Here is an 18,146-nt window from a genome sequence, read left to right on the forward strand (position 1 = left end):
TTCTACCCCGGGCCACCCCGCCTACCATCGCGCCGTCTAATATCTAGGGCGTGAACGCGCCGATCCCCGCCCCGCTGCTCCGTACCGGGCTCGCCGTCCAGATCCGCGAGTTCATCGTGGACGGCATCAGCGCGGGACGCTGGGAGCCGGGCGAGCGGATCGTCGAGCGGCGCATCGCGTCCGAGCTGGGGGTCAGCCAGGGCCCCGTCCGCGAGGCGCTGCGGCAGCTTGAGGCGCAGGGGCTGATCGAGTCGCTGCCCAACCGGGGCGCCCGCGTCCGCGCGTTCACCGAGCAGGACCTCGCCGAGATCTTCCCCGTCCGCGCCGGGCTGGAGCGGACGGCCGTCGAGCTGGCCCTGCCGCGCCTGTCCGGCTGCCTGGACGCGCTGGAGGAGCACAACCGCCGCCTCTGCGAGGCCGCCCGCAACGCCGACCTGCCCGAGCAGATGCGGCTGAGCATCGCCTTCCACCGCGAGATCGTCGAGACGGCCGGGAACCGGCTGCTGGTCTCGGTGTGGGAGGGCCTCGGCATCGAGCTGTGGACGACGCTGTCCCTGCGCCTGCACCAGACGGAGATCTACTCCAAGTCGGCCGAGCACGCCGAGCTGATCGAGGCCTTCCGCCGCCGCGACCCCGAGGCCCCGCGCCTGCTCCACGACCACGTCATGAACTACGCGCCGTCCTGACCGGGCGCGCCTTCGGCCCGCCCGGTCACTCCGACTCGCGGAACGCCTTGGTCAGCTGCGCCTCGGCGTCGTCGAGGTAGGCGCGCAGCTCCCGCTCGGCCTCCCCGATGGCGCCGCCCGCGAGAAGGTCGTAGATCCGCCTGTTGCGGGCAAGGTAGGGCTCATGGAACTCCCGCGGCGATCCCATCTCATGGAACACCAGGCGCATCTCGGCCAGCAGGTGCCGCATCAGCTCGTCCACCCGGGGGCTGCCGACCAGGGCGGACAGCGCCCGGTGGAAGCGGATGTCGGCGGTGCCGACGGAGGGCCAGTCCCCGGCGGCGGCGGCGCGCTCGCCGTCGGCCACGGCCGTGCCGGCCGGCTCGATCGCCTCGGGCGGCGCCTCGGAGGCGCACCGCACGCCCTCGCACTCCATGATCCGCCGGACCCGGTAGAGGTCGGCGAGGCCGTCGGCGGTGACGCGGCGGACGAACACGCCCCGGTTGAACTCGTGGACGAGCAGCCGCTCCTGGACGAGCAGCCGGAACGCCTCGCGGGTGGTGTTGCGCGACACCTTCACGGCGCGGCAGACGTCCTCCTCGGGGAGCCGCTCGCCGGGGACGAGGCGCCCGTCGGTGATCTGCTCGCGGAGCAGGTCGGCCACCCGTGCGGCCGTGCTGGATCGATCCAGACCGTGCCGGGCCGCCGCCATGCTGTCGAGCCACGACTCCCGCTCCGGCATCGACGCGCCTTTCCTCCTCGGCGGCGCGGGCGGATCGCCCGTGGGGGCCTCCCGTCCCGCGCGGGGGACATCTGCCAAGCAAGCGTATCCCTCCGCTGCGCGAAATACCTCAACGAGGGGATTGCTGGATTGTTGAACAATCCATACGCTGTCGGAAAGCCGAACCCCCAGAAGGGGCAGTCATGACCGACACCGTCGACACGACGCCGCCGCCCACCGCCACCTCGCGCCGGGCCGCGCTCGTCGGGGCCATGTTCCTGATGGCCACCAGCGCCATCGGCCCCGGATTCATCACCCAGACCACGACCTTCACCGCCAGGCTCGGGGCCGCGTTCGCGTTCGCGATCCTCGTGTCGGTGCTGGTGGACGTGGCGATCCAGCTCAACGTGTGGCGGATCGTCGGGGTCTCGGGCCGCCGCGCCCAGGACCTCGGCAACAGCGTCGTCCCCGGCGGCGGGTACGCGCTCGCCGCGCTCGACGTCTTCGGCGGGCTGGTGTTCAACATCGGCAACGTCGCCGGCTGCGCGCTCGGCCTGAACGCGCTGTTCGGCCTGAACGTCAAGGTCGGCGGCGCCGTCTCCGCGCTCATCGCGATCACGATCTTCCTGAGCAAGCGCGCCGGGGTCGCGATGGACCGGATCGTCGTCGTGCTCGGCGCCGTGATGATCCTCATGACCCTGTACGTGGCGATCGTGTCCGACCCGCCGCTCGGCGACGCGCTGCGCGAGACCGTCGCGCCCGGCGAGGTCGACTTCCTCGTGATCACCACGTTGATCGGCGGGACCGTCGGCGGCTACATCACCTACGCGGGCGCGCACCGGATGATCGAGTCCGGGCTCACCGGGCAGGAGAACATCCGCGAGATCAACCGCAGCGCCGTCACCGGCATCCTCGTCACCGCGCTGATGCGGATCCTGCTGTTCCTCGCCGTCCTCGGCGTCGTCGCCGGCGGCGTGAAGCTCGCCGCCGACAACCCCGCGCCCTCGGCGTTCGAGCACGCCGCCGGGGAGACCGGGCTGCGCCTGTTCGGACTGATCATGTGGTCGGCCGCGATCACCTCGGTGATCGGCGCGTCCTACACCTCGGTGTCGTTCCTGGTCTCCTTCTCGTCCTGGATCGAGCGCAACCGCAACTGGCTGGTCGTCGGGTTCATCGTGGTGTCCACCGCGATCTACCTGATGATCGGCACCACCCCCGCGAAGCTGCTCGTGCTCGCGGGCGCCCTGAACGGGCTGATCCTGCCGTTCGGCCTCGCGGTCCTGCTGTGGGTGGCGGCCCGGCGCCGCGACCTGCTCGGCGGCTACCGCTACCCGCTGTGGCTGCTCGCCCTCGGCGCCGCGGCCTGGCTGCTGTCGCTGTACCTCGGCTGGAACTCCCTGTCCGACCTGGACGACCTCTGGAAGTAGGTGAGAACCATGACCGCCCCCATCGACCCGGGCGCCCTGTCGCCGGACCAGGCCCGCGCGCTGTTCCGCGCCGGGCTCGACGTCCCGACGGCCGGCTGGTGCGCCGGATGGACCCAGGCCAACCTCATCGCCGTGCCCCGCGACCAGGCTTATGACCTGCTGCTGTTCGCGCAGCGCAATCCCAAGCCCTGCCCCGTCCTGGACGTGACGGAGCCCGGCGAGGTGTCGGCGTCGCTGTTCGCCGGGGACCTGCGCACCGACCTGCCCGGCTACGTCGTCTACGAGCACGGGGAGCCGGTCGCCCGGGTCGGCGACGTCACCTCCTACTGGCGCGACGACCTGGTCTGCTTCCTCATCGGGTGCAGCTTCACCTTCGAGGACGCGCTCCGTGAGGCGGGCGTGCCCGTCCGCCACATCGAGCAGGGCGTCAACGTCCCGATGTACCGGACGAGCCGCACCTGCCGCCGCGCGGGCGAGTTCGGCGGCCCGCTGGTGGTGTCGATGCGCCCGGTCCCGGCCGCGCAGGTCGCCGACGCCGTCCGGGTGACCTCGCGCTACCCGTCGGTGCACGGCGCGCCGGTGCATGTCGGTGATCCCGTCGAACTCGGCATCACCGACCTGGACCGCCCCGACTTCGGCGACCCCGTCGAGGTCCGCGTGGACGAGATCCCCGTCTTCTGGGCCTGCGGCGTGACGCCCCAGGCGGCCGTGATGGCGTCCCGTCCGAAGCTGGCGATCGGCCACGCGCCGGGCCACATGGCCGTCACCGACGCGCGCGACACCCGCTACCTCGTGCCCTGAGCCTCCGGCTCGGCCAGCCGCTCGGCGCAGTAGGCGGCCACCGATTCGAGCATCCGGAACCGTCCCGCCTCGTGGATCAGCAGCGACCGGTCCACCAGGCGGGACAGCAGGTCGGGGACCCGGTCGGCGGGCGCGCCGGGGCCGGCGGCGATGGCCTCGGCGGACGCCGGCGACCAGCCGCCGGGGTGCGCGGACAGCCGCCCCAGCACGGCCCGCTCGTCCGGCGCCAGCAGTTCCCAGGCGCAGTCGAGCGTGTCGCGCAGCGTCCGCTGCCGCTCGGGCACGCCGCGCGCCCGCGCCGCGAGCAGGGCGCACCGGTCGTCGAGGTAGGCGGCCAGCCGCTCGGGGGTCATCGTCCGCAGCCGGGGGGCCACGAGTTCGAGCGCCAGCGGGACGCCGTCCAGCCTGCGGCAGATCCTGGCGACGGCCCGCGCGTTGCCCTCGTCCAGGACGAACCCGGGCACCGCGGCCGCCGCCCGCTCCGCGAACAGCTCGACGGCACCGGTCCGGGCGACCGCGCCGGTCGGGCCGGGCAGGGCCAGCGGCGGCACCGGGCGCACCAGCTCGCCGGGGATGCCGAGGGGCTCCTGGCCGGTGGCGAGCAGGTGCGCCCCGGGCGCCGCCGCCAGGACCGCCCCGGCCAGCTCGGCGGCGGCCTCGACGACGTGCTCGCAGTTGTCCAGCACGATCAGCAGCCGCCGGTCCGCGAGCGCCCGGCAGAGCCGCGCCACCGCGTCGGGCCCTCGCGGGGGGACGACGGGCTCCGACGCCGCCAGGTGGTCCAGCGTCTTGAGGGCCTGTCCGGCGAGGTCGTCGGGGGTGGAGCCGGTTCCGAGACCGGCCAGCTCGACCAGCCACACCCCGTCGGCGAACCGCCCGGTCATCCCGCCCGCCGCCGCGACCGCCAGCCGGGTCTTGCCGATCCCGCCGAGGCCGGTCAGCGTGACCAGCCGGGTGCCCGCGCCCGGGGCGAGCCGTGCCCGCAGCTCCTCGACCGCGTCCTCCCGGCCGACCAGCGCGGTCAGCGGCGCGGGCAGGTTGGAGCGGCACGGCGCCCGTCCGGCGGGCGGCGCCAGGTGCGGCTCCTGGCGGAGGATCGCCGTGTGCAGCCCGGCGGCCTCGGGGCCGGGGGACACGCCCAGCTCGTCCGCCAGCCGCCGCCGCAGCTCCTGGAACGTCTCCAGCGCCTCCGTCTGCCGTCCGGCCCGGTACAGGGCGCGCATCTGGATCGTCCGCAGCCGCTCGCGCAGCGGGTGCCGCGCCACCGCGTCGCCCAGCTCCGCCGCCAGCGCCGCGTGCCCGCCCACCTCCAGCCGCGCCTCGGCCTGGTCCTCCAGGGCCGTCAGCCGCAGCTCCTCCAGCCGGGCGACCTCGCCCAGCGCGAACAGGGACCCGGCGACGTCGGCGTAGGCCGGGCCGCGCCACAGCGCCAGCGCGTCGGCGAGCAGACCGCACCGCACCGCCGGCTCCTCCTCGGCGCCCGCGCGCTCGACCAGCTCCTGGAACCCGAACGCGTCGACCTCGTCGCCCTCCAGCACCAGCCGGTACCCCGCGGGCTCGCGGACCACCCGCTGGCGCCCCAGCACGCGCCGGAGCTGGGAGATCTTGGTCTGGAGCGCGCCCGCCGCCCCGGAGGGCGGGTCGCCCGCCCAGATGTCCTCGACGAGCCGGTCCGCGGGGACCGGCCCGCCCCGGTGGACCAGGAGGTCCGCCAGCAGCGCGCGCACCTTGGCCTCGGGCACCCCGACCGGCCGTCCGTCGGCGTCCCAGACGGCGAGCGGTCCGAGCACCCCGTAGCGCATGGAACCGAGGCTACCGCCAGCGGACCATGAGGTTTCCGTGAGCGCGGGGCGGCAGCGTGGCACCGCCACGTCCCCGTGAACGGAGTCCGATGAGCACCCCGCACCGAGCCGGCCCCCGCGAGTGGGCCGGGCTCGCCGTCCTGTCCCTGCCGACCGCGCTGCTCGGCCTCGACGTCACCCTGCTCTACCTGGCGCTGCCGTCCATGGTCGAGGATCTGCGCCCGAGCGGCACCGAGGCGCTGTGGATCATGGACGCCTACGGCTTCCTGATCGCCGGGTTCCTGGTCACGATGGGCACCCTGGGCGACCGGATCGGCCGCCGCAGGCTGCTGCTGGCCGGTGTCACCGCCTTCGCCGCCGTCTCCGTGGTGGCCGCCTTCGCCACCAGCGCCCCGATGCTCATCGCCGCGCGCGGCGCGCTGGGGATCGCCGGCGCCACGCTGATGCCCTCCACGCTCGCCCTGGTCGGCACGATGTTCCCCGACGCGCGCCGGCGCTCGCTGGCGATCGGCGTCTGGGCGATGAGCTTCGCGCTCGGCATGGCCGCCGGGCCCCTGGTCGGCGGCGCGCTGCTGGCGCACTTCTGGTGGGGCTCGGCGTTCCTGCTCGCGGTGCCGGTCGCCGCCGTCACGCTGGCCGCCGCGCCGAGGCTGGTCCCCGAGTACCGCGCCCCGCGCGGGGGCCGCCTGGACCTGCCCAGCGTCGCGCTGTCGCTGGCAGCCACGCTGCCGCTCATCTACGCGGTGAAACGCGCCGCCGAGCACGGCCCGGACGTCCCGGTCCTCGCCGCCGCCCTCGCCGGGACGGCGTTCGCCGTGCTGTTCGTCCGGCGCCAGCGCGGCCTGGAGACCCCGCTGCTCGACCTCACCCTGTTCACCAACCGCACGTTCACCGCCGCCCTGGCGATCCTGCTCGCCGGGCTGGTCGGCGTCGGCGGCGTCCTGCTGCTGGTCACCCAGCAGCTCCAGTTCGTCCAGGGGCTCTCGCCGACGGCGGCGGGCGCGTGGATGGCGCCGCCCGCCCTGATGATGCTGGTGGCCGCGATCGGATCACCGCTGATCGCGCGCCGGGTGCCCCCGGGACTCGTGGTGGCCGGCGCGCTCGCCCTCTCCGCCGTCGGCTACCTCCTGCTCGCCCGGCTGGACGCCGATGACGGCCTCACGCCGCTCGTGACCGGCTTCGGGCTGGTCTACCTCGGCCTCGGGACGATCGCGGCGCTGGGCACCGACCTGGTGGTCGGCGCCGCGCCGCCGGACCGGGCGGGCTCGGCGTCGGCGCTGTCGGAGACCGTGCAGGAGCTCGGGGTCGCCCTGGGCGTCGCGACCCTGGGCAGCCTGGCCGCCGCCGTCTACCGCGACCGCGTGGCCGGGGCCGTCCCCGCCGGAACCCCGCCGGACGTGGCGGACCCGGCGCGCGACAGCCTCGCGGGCGCGTCCTCCGTCCAGGACCGGCTGCCCCCGGGCCTGCTCGACCAGGCCCGGGAGGCCGCCACCGAGGGCCTGAACGCCGCGACCCTGACCGCCGCCCTGGGCGTCCTGGCCCTGGCGCTCCTGTCCGCCGCCGCCCTACGCCGCACCGCCCCCATCACCGGTCCACCAGAGGGTGGTGTCGGGGGGGAGGACGGCGCAGGTGGCGTCGGTCTGGATGGGGGCGCTGGACAGGAGCGGGGTGCCGTTCAGGGGGATCCGGGCGGTGCGGGTGCCCATGTTGACCGCGCAGGTGAGGGTCTGGCCGTCGGGGGTCTCGCGGGTGAAGAACAGGGTGCCGGGGGGCCCGACGAGCCAGCGGAGGGGGCCGTCGCCTAGGGCCGGGTGCTCGCGGCGGACGCGGAGCGCGTCGCGGTACAGGGAGAGGATCGAGCCCGGGTCGTCGGTCTGGGCGGCGACGGTCAGGGCGCGCCAGGACGGGGGCATCGGCAGCCAGGACGTGGCGCCGAAGCCGAACGGGGGCTCCTCGCCCTCCCAGGGCAGCGGGACGCGGCAGCCGTCGCGGCCCGCGTCGTCGGCGCGGGCGCGCTGGGGGTCCTGGAGGAACTCCTCGGGCAGGTCCAGGACCTCGGGCAGGCCCAGCTCCTCGCCCTGGTAGACGTAGGCGGAGCCCGGCAGGGCGAGGGTCAGCAGCGCCGCCGCGCGGGCGCGGCGCAGGCCGCGCTCGCCGTCGCCGTAGCGGGTGACGTGCCGCTTCACGTCGTGGTTGGACAGCACCCAGGTCGCGGGCGCGCCGACCTCCGCGGCCAGGCGCAGGGACTCCTCGATGACCTCGCGCATCGCGGGGGCCTCCCACGGCGCGGTGAGGTAGTGGAAGTTGAACGCCTGGTGCAGCTCGTCCGGACGGGTGTAGTGGGCGAGGCGCTCGGGGGTCGGCGCCCACGCCTCGGCGACGCCGATGCGCTCGCCGGGGTAGGAGTCGAGCACGCGGCGCCACCGGCGGTGGATCTCGTGGACGGCGTCCTGGTCGAAGTAGGGCAGGACGGCGGTCCCGAGCATCTCGGCCTGGCCCGCGCGGCCGACGTCGGGCAGGCCGGGGGCCTTGGCCATGCCGTGCGCGACGTCCACCCGGAAGCCGTCCACGCCGAGGTCGAGCCAGAAGCGCAGGATGTCGTCGAACTCGTCCTGGACCTCGGGGTTCTCCCAGTTCAGGTCGGGCTGCTCGGGCGCGAACAGGTGCAGGTACCACTGGCCGTCCGGCAGGCGGGTCCAGGCGGGGCCGCCGAAGACCGACTCCCAGTCGTTGGGCGGGGCGTCGCCGCGGCCGTCGCGGATGATGTAGCGGGCGCGCTCGGGGGAGCCGGGCGGGGCGGCGAGTGCGGCCTGGAACCAGGCGTGCCGGTCGGAGGTGTGGTTCGGGACGACGTCCACGATGATCCGCAGGCCGTGCGCGTGCGCGTCCTCGATCAGCTCGCGGGCGTCGGCGAGGGTGCCGAACATGGGGTCGACGTCGCGGTAGTCGGCGACGTCGTACCCGAAGTCGGCCATCGGGGAGACGTAGAACGGGGTCAGCCACAGCGCGTCCACGCCGAGCCGCGCCAGGTAGGGCAGCCGGGACCGGACGCCGGGCAGGTCGCCGACGCCGTCACCGCCCGAGTCGGCGAAGCTGCGCACGTACACCTGGTAGATGACGGCGTCGCGCCACCAGCGGGCGGCGTCCCCGGCGGGGGAGCCCGAGGAGGCGGCGAGGGTGTCCTGCGTCATGTACGTCCTCCGGGGTTCTCGTGGCTACTTGACTCCGCCGGCGGTGAGGCCGGCGACGATGCGGCGCTGGAACACCAGTACCACGGCGATCAGCGGGACGGTGACGACGACGCCCGCCGCCATCTGCGTCCCGAACGGCTGGTCGAAACCGGACACGCCGGTGAACTTGGAGATCGCCACGGTCGCGGTCTGCATCTCCTTCCTGTTCACCATCGACAGCGCGATGAGGAACTCGTTCCACGTGGCGATGAACGTCAGTATCGCCGTGGTGAACACCCCGGGTGCCGCCAACGGGACGATGATCTTGCGGAACGCCTGGCCGCGGGTGCAGCCGTCCACCATCGCCGCCTGCTCCAGCTCGAACGGCAACTGCCGGAAGAATGCCGTGAGCAGCCACACCGACAGCGGCAGCGCGAACCCGAGGCTCGGCAGCACCATCGCCTGGTAGCTGTTGATCCAGTTGAGGTCCGTGAAGAGTTTCAGCAAGGGGACGAGCTGCGAGATTCCCGGGAACATCGACGCGGCGACGACGAGCCCGAGCACCGCGTTCTTGAACCGGAAGTCCAGCCGGGCCAGCGCGTAGGCGGTCGAGGTGCCGATGAGCAGCGTCAGCGCGGTCGTGCAGCCCGCGACGACCAGGCTGTTCAGCAGCGCGCGGCCGAACCCGTTGCCGCCGGAGAACACGGCCGTGAGGTTCTCGGTCGACCACCGGGACGGGACGGGCGAGTCGTCGAACTGGTCCTGGGGCCGCCGGAACGCCGACACGACCATCCAGTAGAACGGGGCGAGGCAGTACGCCACCACCGCCACGACGCCGACGACCGACAGCACGCGCCGCGCCATCACGCCACCGCCTTCGCGCGCCGGGCGGACGCCTTCCGCGCCTCGCCGATGATGTCGGCGCCGAGCAGCTTGACGAACAGGTAGGCGATCAGCGCGATGTAGAGGAACAGCACGGTCGCGTACGCCGCCGCCGACCCGTACCTCAGGTCGGACGCCTCGGACCAGGCGAGCATCGTGAGCGTCTCCACCGACCGCTGGTTCACGCCGACCAGCACGGCGGGCAGGTCGAACATGCGGAGCACGTCCAGCATGCGGAACAGCACCGCGACCAGCAGCGCGGGCCTGACCAGCGGCAGCGTGACCCACCAGAACCGCTGGAGCGGCCCGGCGCCGTCCACCCGGGCGGCCTCGTGCACCTCGCGGGGGATCATCTGGAGCCCGGCGAGGACGAGCAGCCCGATGAACGGGGAGGTCTTCCACACCTCGGCGATGATGACGGCCGCCTTGGCGGGGAACCCTCCGGCGGTCCACAGGATCTCCCGCCCCAGGACGGCGTTGGCCACGCCGTCGGCCTGGAAGATCCACCGCCACAGCAGCCCGGAGATCGCGGTCGGGATCGCCCACGGGACGAGGATGCTCGCGCGCACCAGCGCCCGCCCCCGGAACGCCTGGTGCATGATCAGCGCCATCCCCACGCCGATCCCGGTCTCCAGCACGACGGTGGTGAAGGTGAAGAAGGTGGTGTTGGACAGGGCGTTCCAGAAGGCGTCCGACCGGTCGCCGCCGAAGATCGAGGTGTAGTTGTCGAGGCCCGCGAACCGCTCGCCCTCCACCACGAACCCGTCGGCGTCGAGGCCCTGCCCGCGCGCGTAGAGCGACTCGCGGAACCCGGCGAGCACGGGATAGCCGATGACCAGGGCCAGCACCAGCAGTGTGGGGGACAGCAGCAGCGCCGCGAGCCGCCGCGTTCCCTGGACGTCCTTCGTTGTGCCACGGGGGGCGTCCGCCTCGGCGGGGGCCGGGGCGGACGGTGCGTCGTCCGTCATGATGATCATTGTGCGGTGCGGGCCCACCGCCGGGTCAATGGCGAAGATCGTTTTGTAGGTCCGACAGCGCCCGCCCGACCGGGACCCGCCCGGTGACGGCGCCGTACGCGGCGTCCTGGATCGCGGCGGACACCTTCGGATACCCCGGCCCGGCCGGCCGGGGCCGCGCGGTCGTGATCGCCGTCCGGAGCGCCGGGAGGTAGGGGAAGCGCCGCACGAGCTCCGGGTCGTCGTAGAGCTCGGTGAGCGCCGGGGGCCGCGAGGTCGCCATCAGCCCGGCGCGCTGGGCCGCCTGCCCGGTCAGGAACCGGACGAAGTCGAGCGCGGTCAGCTTGTGCTCGGCGAACGCGGAGACCGCCAGGTCGCGGCCGCCGAGGGCGGCGGCGCCGGGGCCCTCCGGGCCGGGCAGCGGCGCGACGGCGTGGCCGCCCGCCACCCGGGAGGCGCCGTCGTCCTCGCTCGCGGGCACGTCCTGGTCGGCGGTCCACTGCCGCAGGAACAGCAGCCTCCCGGACTCGAAGCGGCGGCGCGCGTCGGCGGCGTCGAGCGCGGCGGCGTCCTTCGGCATCCGCCCGTCCGCGCGAGCCCGCGAGAGGAACTCCAGGCCCCGCCGCGCGGCCGGGGTGTCCAGCGCGGGCTCGCCGTCCGGGGCGAGGAGCGCGCCGCCCGCGCCGCCGACCGCCTCGGTGAGGCTGACCGTGAGGTCCTCGCTGCGGTCGACGCCGGTGAGGTAGCAGTCGACGTTCCGGCCCTCGGGGAGTCTCCGCACCCTGTCGCAGTCGTCCCACATCTCGGCGTAGGTGCGGGGCGGCGCGGCGATCCCGGCCTTGTCCAGCAGGTCCTTGCGGTAGGAGAGCATCCCGGCGTCGGACGAGGACGGCACCGCGTACAGCCCGCCCTGGTACCGGCCCGTGGCGACGGCGGCGGGCAGCGTCCCGGACAGGTCCAGCCTGTCCTCGGGCAGCCGGGCCAGCCAGCCGTTCGCCGCGAACTCCGCCGTCCACACCACGTCCAGGTCGAGGACGGCGTACACGCCCGACTTGGCCTTGGCGTCCTCGACCAGCCGCCGCCGCTGCTCGGCGGGCCCGCCGTTCAGCTCGACGACGTGGACCCGCTCGTCGGGGTGGTCCTCGTTCCAGGTGTCGAGCTGCTTGCGCAGGTACCCGGAGTGGTCGATGGCGGTCACGAACGTGATCGGGCCGCGCCCCTCCAGTCCGGCGGCGATGGCGCCCGCCCGCACGCGGTCGTGGGCGCCGCACGCGGACAGCGCGAGGGCGGCGCAGGCCACGACACCCGCGAGGGTGCCGCCTGGCCAGGGGATGCGCCGCATGTGTCCTCCTCCACGGGACGGGTCGCGCCGCCCTCCGGCGGGGTCCGGGAACGACGGGGACTCGACGGGACGCTAGCAAACGCGTTCGCGGGGGATGAACCTTCCCGGTGCCCCGCCCCGTGTCAGAGGTGACGGAGCGACAGCAATTGATTCATGGCCTGAATGGTTCATGGATAGGCTGATCTCGTGTACGGCCGGGCGGCGGGGCGTCCGCGTACCGGGTGTGAGCAGGCCGAGCCGGGAGGGGAACGATGCACGATCGCGGCGCCGACGGAGGAGACCATGGGATCGGGCCGGGCGATGTGGCGGAGGCCGACCTGACGACGCGGCGCGGCCTGTTCCGCGCCGTCGCGTTCCGCGACCCGGTCGACGGGCACGAGCACCTGGCGCTCGTCCGGGGCGACGTCGGCGGCCGGGAGGGCGTGCTCGTCCGGATGCACTCCGAGTGCATGACCGGCGACATCTTCGGCGCGACCCGCTGCGAGTGCGGCGACCAGCTCGGCGCCGCCCTCGACGCGCTCGTGCGCGAGGGCGCGGGCGTCCTGGTCTACCTGCGCGGGCACGAGGGACGCGGGATCGGGCTGGTCGCGAAGGTCCGCACGCACGTCCTCCAGGACGACCACGGGCTCGACACCGTCGACTCCGCCACCGCGATCGGCCTGCCCGTGGACGTGCGCGACTACGGCGCCGCCGCGCGGGTGCTGCGCCACCTCCGGGTCGGGTCGGTGCGGCTGCTGTCCAACAACCCGGCCAAGGTCGCGGCGCTGGAGTCCTACGGGATCGAGGTGGCGGCGCGGCTGCCGCTGCTCGTCCCGGTCAGCGACGACAACGTGCGCTACCTGACCGCCAAGCGCGACCGGCTCGGCCACGACCTCCCCCAACTCGACGAGGAACGGCTCGACGAGGCGCGCGGATGACGCGGATGACGCGCGGGCGCGACCTCGCGGCGGCCGCCGCGGCGCAGGTCGGGCTGCTGGCGACCCTGCGGCCCGGCCCGGTCGGCTGGGCGGCCGGGATCGGCTGCGCGGCCGGGTCGTGGGCCGTGCTGGCGGCGGCGTTCCGCGCGCGGCGCGCACTCGGCCCCGCCGACCGCGTGACGCTCGTCCGCACCGTCCTGGCCGGGGGAGCGGCGGCGCTGGTCGCCGCGCACCTGGCGGGGGAGGGCGGCGGGGTCGCGGCGCTCGTCGCGCTGTCGGCCCTGGCGCTCGTCCTGGACGGGGTGGACGGCCGCGTCGCCCGCCGCACCGGCACCGCCTCCGCGCTCGGCGCCCGGTTCGACATGGAGGTCGACGCGTTCCTGATCCTCGTCCTGTCGGTGCGGGTCGCGGAGTCGGCGGGGGCGTGGGCACTGGCGATCGGCGCGATGCGGTACGCGTTCGGCGCCGCGGCGCTCGCGCTGCCCTGGCTGCGGGCGGCGCTCCCGCCGAGCCCCGCGCGCAAGGCCGTCGCGGCGCTCCAGGGCGTGGCGCTCGTGGTGGCCGCCGCCGGGATCGTCCCGCACGCCGAGGTGCTGGTGGCGGTGGCGCTGGGCCTGCTCACATGGTCGTTCGGACGCGATGTCCGGTGGCTGTTCGTCCGGCGGCCCAGGCGGCGCTCCGGAAGGAGGACGCATGAACCGCGACGCACGCGCGTACTGGATCCGATCGCCCGGTGACGGCGGGATCCGCGCCGAGACCCTGGACGACCCCGGGCCGGACGACGTCCTGGTCAGGACGCTGTTCTCCGGCGTCAGCCGGGGCACCGAGGCGCTGGTGTTCCACGGCCGCGTGCCCGCGAACCAGCACGAGGTCATGCGGGCGCCGTTCCAGGAGGGCGCGTTCCCCGGCCCGGTCAAGTACGGCTACCTGAACGTGGGCGAAGTGGAGCACGGGCCGCCCGCGCTGCTCGGCCGCCCGGTGTTCTGCCTCTACCCGCACCAGACCCGCTACGTCGTGCCCGCGTCGGCGGTCACCCCCGTCCCGGACGACGTGCCGCCCGCACGCGCCGTGCTCGCCGGGACGGTCGAGACCGCCGTGAACGCCCTGTGGGACGCGGCGCCCCTGGTCGGCGACCGGATCGCGGTCGTCGGCGGCGGGATGGTCGGCTGCGCGGTCGCGGGGGTGCTCGCCGGGCTGCCCGGGGCGTCGGTGCGGCTCGTGGACACCGACCCGTCCCGCGCCGCCGTCGCCGCGGTCCTCGGCGTGGGCTTCGCGGCGCCCGAGGATGCCGAGGAGGGCTGCGACCTGGTGTTCCACGCCAGCGCCACGGAGGCGGGCCTCGCCCGCTCGCTCGACCTGCTCGCGCCCGGCGGCGAGGTGATCGAGCTGAGCTGGTACGGGGACCGGCGCGTCGCCGTCCCGCTCGGCGAGCACTTCCACTCCCGCCGCCTCGCCGTCCGGGGCAGCCAGGTCGGCACGATCGGCCCGCGCCGGGGGAGCCGGACCTTCGCCGACCGGATCGCGCTCGCGCTCCGCCTGCTCGCCGACCCCGCGTTCGACGCGCTGATCACCGGGGAGAGCCCGTTCGACGACCTGCCGGAGACCATGCCCCGGCTGGCGGGCGGCGACCTGCCCGCCCTCTGCCACCGCATCATCTACTAGTGCACCACCACGAGGAGGCCCCGTGTTCGCCGTCACCGTCCGCGACCACGTCATGATCGCGCACAGTTTCCGGGGCGAGGTGTTCGGGCCCGCGCGGCGCCTGCACGGCGCCACCTACGTGGTGGACGCGGCGTTCCGCCGCGCGGAGCTGGACGCCGACAACCTCGTCGTGGACATCGGCCTCGCCACCCGCGAGCTGAACGGCGTGCTCGCCGCGCTGAACTACCGCAACCTCGACGAGCTGCCCGAGTTCGCCGGGGTCAACACCTCGACGGAGTACCTCGCCAAGGTCGTCGCGGACCGGCTCGCGGACCGCGTCCGCGACGGCGCCCTCGGCGAGGGGGCGCGCGGCCTGGCGGGGATCACCGTGACGTTCCGCGAGTCCCATGTCGCCTGGGCGAGCTACGAATGCGCGCTGTGATCGTCGTCCCCGGGGACGTGGACGCGCCGAGCGGCGGCAACGTCTACGACCGCCGCCTGCGCGCGGGGCTCGGGGCGTCCGCCGGGGAGCTGCGCGTGCCGGGGACGTGGCCCCGGCCGGACGCCGCGTCCCGCCAGGGCCTCGCCCGCGACCTCGCCGCCCTCCCCGACGGCGCGGTCGTCCTGCTGGACGGCCTGGTCGCCTGCGGCGTCCCGGAGGTCGTCGTCCCGCACGCGGACCGGCTGCGGCTGGCGGTCCTCGTGCACCTGCCCCTGGCGGACGAGACGGGCCTGCCCCCGCACGTCGCCGCCGACCTGGACACGCGCGAGCGCGCCGTCCTGCGCGCCGCGCGCGCCGTCGTGGCCACGAGCCCGTGGGCGCGGCGGCGGCTGGTCGACCACCACGGCCTGGAGCCGGGGCGCGTCCACGCCGTCCCGCCGGGGACCGACCCGGCGCCGCTCGCGCCCGGCGGCGACGGCGCGTCACGCCTGCTGTGCGTGGCCTCGCTGACCCCGCGCAAGGGCCACGACCTGCTGGTCGAGGCCCTCGCCGCCGTCGCGCACCTGCCCTGGACCTGCGCGCTGGTCGGGCCCCTCGACCACGACCCCGGCCACGTCGCCCGCCTGCGCCGCGACATCGGGCGGCACGGCCTCGCCGACCGCGTCCACCTGGAGGGCCCGCGGACCGGCGCGGCGCTCGACGCCGCCTACGCGGGCGCGGACCTCGCCGTGCTGCCCTCCCGCGCCGAGACCTACGGCATGGTCGTGGCGGAGGCGCTCGCGCGCGGCGTGCCCGTCCTCGCCACGGCGGCGGGCGCCGTCCCCGACACCCTGGGGCGCGACCCCGAGGGCGGGGTGCCCGGCCTCCTCGTCCCGCCCGATGACCCCGGGGCGCTCGCCGCCGCCCTCCGGCGCTGGCTGGTCGAACCCGCGCTGCGGTCGCGCCTGCGCGCCTCCGCCCGCCTCCGGCGCGGCGCCCTCCCCGGCTGGGACGAGACGTCCCGCGCCATGGCCGCCGTCCTGGACTCGCTCCAGGAGGACGCGCGGTGACCGGGTTCACGGCCTCCTGGCTCACGCTGCGCGAACCGGCCGACGCCGCCGCCCGCGCCACCGACCTGCTGCCCCCGCTCCGCGCCGCGCTCCGACCCGGCCCCCTCGTGATCTGCGACGTGGGCTCCGGCACCGGCTCCATGGCCCGCTGGCTGGCGCCGCGCCTGCCCGTCCCGCAGCACTGGATCCTGTGCGACTCCGACCCGGGCCTGCTCGCCCACGCGCACGCGCCCGCCCCCTTCCAGACGCACGTCGGCGACCTGGGCACGGTCGATCTGGAGGGCGCGTCGCTGGTCACGGCGTCCGCGCTGCTGGACATCCTCACCTTCGCCGAACTGGACGGCCTCGCCGCCGCCGTCACCGCCGCCGGGATCCCCGCGCTGCTGACGCTGTCGGTCGTCGGCCGCGTCCGGCTGACGCCGCCCGACCCGCTCGACGCCGACCTCGGCGCCGCGTTCGACGACCACCAGCGGCGCGGCGGGCTGCTCGGCCCCGGCGCGGTCGCCGCCGCGATCGAGGTGTTCGGCCGGCGCCACGCCGTCGTCCGGACCCGTCCGAGCCCCTGGATCCTCGGCCCCGCGCACGCCCTGCTGGCCGCCGAGTGGCTGCGCGGCTGGGTCGCCGCCGCCGTCGAGCAGCGCCCGGACCTCGCCCCGGCCGCCGCCGGATACCTCGCCCGCCGCCTCGCCGACGGCTTCGACGCCGAGATCGAGCACGCCGACATCCTGGCCGTTCCAGGGAGCGCCGCATGAGGCCGCGGTCCATGGCGCGGCGGTACACGGCACGCCGGTACATGGCACGGGGGCTCCGGCCGCTCGCCGGGCTCGGCATCCTCGCCGCGCTGCTGTGGTGGCACAGCACGAGCGCGTTCACGGCCGCGCTGCGCGCCGTCGACGCGCCCTCGATCGCCCTCGCGCTCGGCATCGGCCTCGCGACCACCGTGCTCAGCGCCGCCCGCTGGCGCGCCGTCGCCCGCCGCCTCGGCCTCCACCTGCCGCTGCGCCGGGCCGTCGCCGACTACTACCGCTCGCAGTTCCTCAACGCCGTGCTCCCGGCGGGCGTCCTCGGCGACGTGCACCGCGCGGTCAGCCACGGGCACCGGGAGCGGGACGTGGCGGGCGGCGTCCGCGCCGTCGTCCTCGAACGGGCCGCCGGGCAGGCCGTGCTGCTCACGGCGGGCGCGGCGGTGCTGCTCGCGCGCCCGTCCCTGCTCCCGGCGCTCGGCCCCGCCGTCGTTCCCGGGCTCGCGGCGCTGGGCGTGCTCGCGGGGGTGCTGGTGGTCGCGCGCCGCCGGTCGTTCGACGTCCGCCCCGTCCTGGACGCGTGGCCGCTCGTCACCGCCCTGTCCGCCGGGGCCCTCGCCGGGCACGTGACGCTGTTCCTCGTCGCCGCCCGCCTCGCCGGTGCGACCGCCCCGCTGGCCGACCTCGTCCCGCTCGTCCTGCTCGCGCTGCTGGTCATGGCGCTGCCGATCAACATCGGCGGGTGGGGCCCGCGCGAGGCCGTGCTGTCGCTGGCGTTCGGCGCGGCCGGGCTCGGCGCCGAGCGGGGCCTGACCGTCGCCGTCGTCTACGGGGTGCTCGCGTTCGTCGCGAGCCTGCCCGGCGCCCTCGCGCTACTGCTCCAGGACCGCCAGGCACCGCCCGAACGACCCGACCAGGTGCGCGAGGACGTCCCGGCCCTTGCGGGCCGAGGCCAGTGACGGCCGCCCCACCACCCCCGAGGCGGTGTAGGGCGCCATCCCCGCCGTGAGCAGGTGCCGCCGGTCGTCGGCCAGGTGGTCGCCGTTCTCGTACCCCTCGCGGACGAGGTCGGGGCGCGCGTGCAGCAGGATCGAGGTCTCCAGCTCCCCGGCGTGCATGTCGCTGTCGCCGGTGGTCGCGAGCCCCGCCGCCCGGCGCGCATCCTCCCAGTCGTCCGCGACGGGGAAGAGCGCCATGTCGCCGCCCGCCTCCTGGACGACGTTCCCCAGCACGTAGTTGCCGCCGTGCCCGTTCACCAGCACCAGCTTCGGCACCCCGGCGCTACGCAGCGAGTCGGCCACGTCCCGCACGATCGAGATCAGCGTCGCCGCCGACACGCTCACGGTCCCCGGCCAGCCCGCGTGCTCCTGCGAGCACGAGATCGTCACCGGCGGCAGCGTCCGCACCGCATGGGACCGCGCGATCTCCGCCGCGACCAGGCAGGCGATCACCGTGTCCGTCGCCAGCGGCAGATAGGGCCCGTGCTGCTCGTGGCTCCCGACCGGCAGCAGCGCCACGGACGCCGAGCGCTCCTCGCCACTGGTGTGCAGCGGAATCATGCAGCCATTTGACCACGAGCGTCGCCCCG

17 protein-coding genes and 1 pseudogene are annotated in these 18,146 nt (G+C 75.4%); 11 read left to right on the forward strand and 7 right to left on the reverse strand.

Annotated features, from left to right (window positions below; genetic code table 11):
* Positions 1-50: 50 nt before the first annotated feature.
* A complete protein-coding gene (locus tag GNZ18_RS05960) occupies positions 51-686 on the forward strand; it encodes a GntR family transcriptional regulator (protein ID WP_214618807.1) in 636 nt (211 codons plus the stop codon).
* A 25-nt stretch (positions 687-711) separates the two neighbouring features.
* Here the strand turns inward: GNZ18_RS05960 and GNZ18_RS05965 are convergent, their stop codons facing one another.
* Entirely contained in the window at positions 712-1,407 is a 696-nt protein-coding gene (locus GNZ18_RS05965) for a GntR family transcriptional regulator (RefSeq protein ID WP_156215115.1), read from the reverse strand.
* A gap of 182 nt (positions 1,408-1,589) precedes the next feature.
* Between GNZ18_RS05965 and GNZ18_RS05970 the strand changes: the two genes are divergently transcribed.
* Both GNZ18_RS05970 and GNZ18_RS05975 read left to right on the forward strand, forming a co-directional pair.
* Positions 1,590-2,813 carry an NRAMP family divalent metal transporter gene (locus tag GNZ18_RS05970; RefSeq protein WP_156215117.1) on the forward strand — a complete coding sequence of 408 codons (1,224 nt, stop codon included), beginning with the start codon at positions 1,590-1,592 and terminating at the stop codon, positions 2,811-2,813.
* Positions 2,814-2,822: 9 nt separating this feature from the next.
* Positions 2,823-3,614 (forward strand): putative hydro-lyase, encoded by a 792-nt coding sequence (locus GNZ18_RS05975; RefSeq protein ID WP_156215119.1) that lies wholly within the window; start codon positions 2,823-2,825, stop codon positions 3,612-3,614.
* Here GNZ18_RS05975 and GNZ18_RS05980 read toward each other — a convergent pair.
* Complete coding sequence (locus tag GNZ18_RS05980) at positions 3,599-5,416, reverse strand: AfsR/SARP family transcriptional regulator (protein WP_156215120.1); 1,818 nt, start codon at positions 5,414-5,416, stop codon at positions 3,599-3,601. The genes GNZ18_RS05975 and GNZ18_RS05980 overlap by 16 nt on opposite strands.
* 89 nt (positions 5,417-5,505) lie before the next feature.
* Between GNZ18_RS05980 and GNZ18_RS05985 the strand changes: the two are divergent.
* A pseudogene (locus GNZ18_RS05985) lies at positions 5,506-7,008 on the forward strand (MFS transporter); the annotation flags it as partial.
* Here the strand turns inward: GNZ18_RS05985 and GNZ18_RS05990 are convergent.
* From GNZ18_RS05990 to GNZ18_RS06005, 4 genes are read right to left on the reverse strand one after another with little or no spacing between them, the layout of a single operon-like run.
* The gene (locus GNZ18_RS05990; RefSeq protein ID WP_156215122.1) at positions 6,982-8,607 is read right to left on the reverse strand and encodes a glycoside hydrolase family 13 protein; all 1,626 of its coding nucleotides are present in this window, start codon (positions 8,605-8,607) and stop codon (positions 6,982-6,984) included. The pseudogene GNZ18_RS05985 and the gene GNZ18_RS05990 overlap by 27 nt on opposite strands.
* Before the next feature lie 24 nt (positions 8,608-8,631).
* The gene (locus GNZ18_RS05995; RefSeq protein WP_156215609.1) at positions 8,632-9,450 is read right to left on the reverse strand and encodes a carbohydrate ABC transporter permease; all 819 of its coding nucleotides are present in this window, start codon (positions 9,448-9,450) and stop codon (positions 8,632-8,634) included.
* A complete protein-coding gene (locus GNZ18_RS06000) occupies positions 9,450-10,436 on the reverse strand; it encodes a carbohydrate ABC transporter permease (RefSeq protein ID WP_156215124.1) in 987 nt (328 codons plus the stop codon). The genes GNZ18_RS05995 and GNZ18_RS06000 overlap by 1 nt, the downstream gene beginning before the upstream one ends.
* A 34-nt stretch (positions 10,437-10,470) precedes the next feature.
* Complete coding sequence (locus tag GNZ18_RS06005; RefSeq protein ID WP_156215126.1) at positions 10,471-11,766, reverse strand: extracellular solute-binding protein; 1,296 nt, start codon at positions 11,764-11,766, stop codon at positions 10,471-10,473.
* Positions 11,767-12,017: 251 nt separating this feature from the next.
* Here GNZ18_RS06005 and GNZ18_RS06010 point away from each other — a divergent pair, with 251 nt between their 5' ends.
* Genes GNZ18_RS06010 through GNZ18_RS06040 form a run of 7 tightly spaced genes read left to right on the forward strand, consistent with a single transcriptional unit; the run spans position 12,018 to position 17,517 of the window.
* Entirely contained in the window at positions 12,018-12,683 is a 666-nt protein-coding gene (locus GNZ18_RS06010) for a GTP cyclohydrolase II (RefSeq protein WP_156215127.1), read from the forward strand.
* Entirely contained in the window at positions 12,680-13,420 is a 741-nt protein-coding gene (locus tag GNZ18_RS06015) for a CDP-alcohol phosphatidyltransferase family protein (protein ID WP_156215129.1), read from the forward strand. The genes GNZ18_RS06010 and GNZ18_RS06015 overlap by 4 nt, the downstream gene beginning before the upstream one ends.
* Complete coding sequence (locus GNZ18_RS06020; RefSeq protein ID WP_156215131.1) at positions 13,377-14,345, forward strand: zinc-dependent alcohol dehydrogenase; 969 nt, start codon at positions 13,377-13,379, stop codon at positions 14,343-14,345. The genes GNZ18_RS06015 and GNZ18_RS06020 overlap by 44 nt, the downstream gene beginning before the upstream one ends.
* Positions 14,346-14,367: 22 nt before the next feature.
* Positions 14,368-14,766 carry a 6-pyruvoyl trahydropterin synthase family protein gene (locus GNZ18_RS06025; RefSeq protein WP_214618819.1) on the forward strand — a complete coding sequence of 133 codons (399 nt, stop codon included), beginning with the start codon at positions 14,368-14,370 and terminating at the stop codon, positions 14,764-14,766.
* Positions 14,754-15,815 carry a glycosyltransferase family 4 protein gene (locus GNZ18_RS06030; protein WP_156215133.1) on the forward strand — a complete coding sequence of 354 codons (1,062 nt, stop codon included), beginning with the start codon at positions 14,754-14,756 and terminating at the stop codon, positions 15,813-15,815. The genes GNZ18_RS06025 and GNZ18_RS06030 overlap by 13 nt, the downstream gene beginning before the upstream one ends.
* A complete protein-coding gene (locus GNZ18_RS06035) occupies positions 15,812-16,567 on the forward strand; it encodes a class I SAM-dependent methyltransferase (RefSeq protein ID WP_312874324.1) in 756 nt (251 codons plus the stop codon). Before GNZ18_RS06030 ends, GNZ18_RS06035 begins: the two co-directional genes overlap by 4 nt.
* Positions 16,564-17,517, forward strand: a complete 954-nt coding sequence (locus GNZ18_RS06040) for a lysylphosphatidylglycerol synthase transmembrane domain-containing protein (protein ID WP_246249455.1) — start codon at positions 16,564-16,566, stop codon at positions 17,515-17,517. Before GNZ18_RS06035 ends, GNZ18_RS06040 begins: the two co-directional genes overlap by 4 nt.
* On the opposite strand, the gene GNZ18_RS06045 is transcribed toward GNZ18_RS06040, so the two are convergent.
* Positions 17,431-18,117 carry a creatininase family protein gene (locus GNZ18_RS06045; RefSeq protein WP_156215134.1) on the reverse strand — a complete coding sequence of 229 codons (687 nt, stop codon included), beginning with the start codon at positions 18,115-18,117 and terminating at the stop codon, positions 17,431-17,433. The genes GNZ18_RS06040 and GNZ18_RS06045 overlap by 87 nt on opposite strands.
* Between the last annotated feature and the right edge of the window lie 29 nt (positions 18,118-18,146).

The organism is Actinomadura litoris (genome assembly GCF_009733595.1).
GTDB classification, from domain to species: Bacteria; Actinomycetota; Actinomycetes; order Streptosporangiales; family Streptosporangiaceae; genus Spirillospora; species Spirillospora litoris.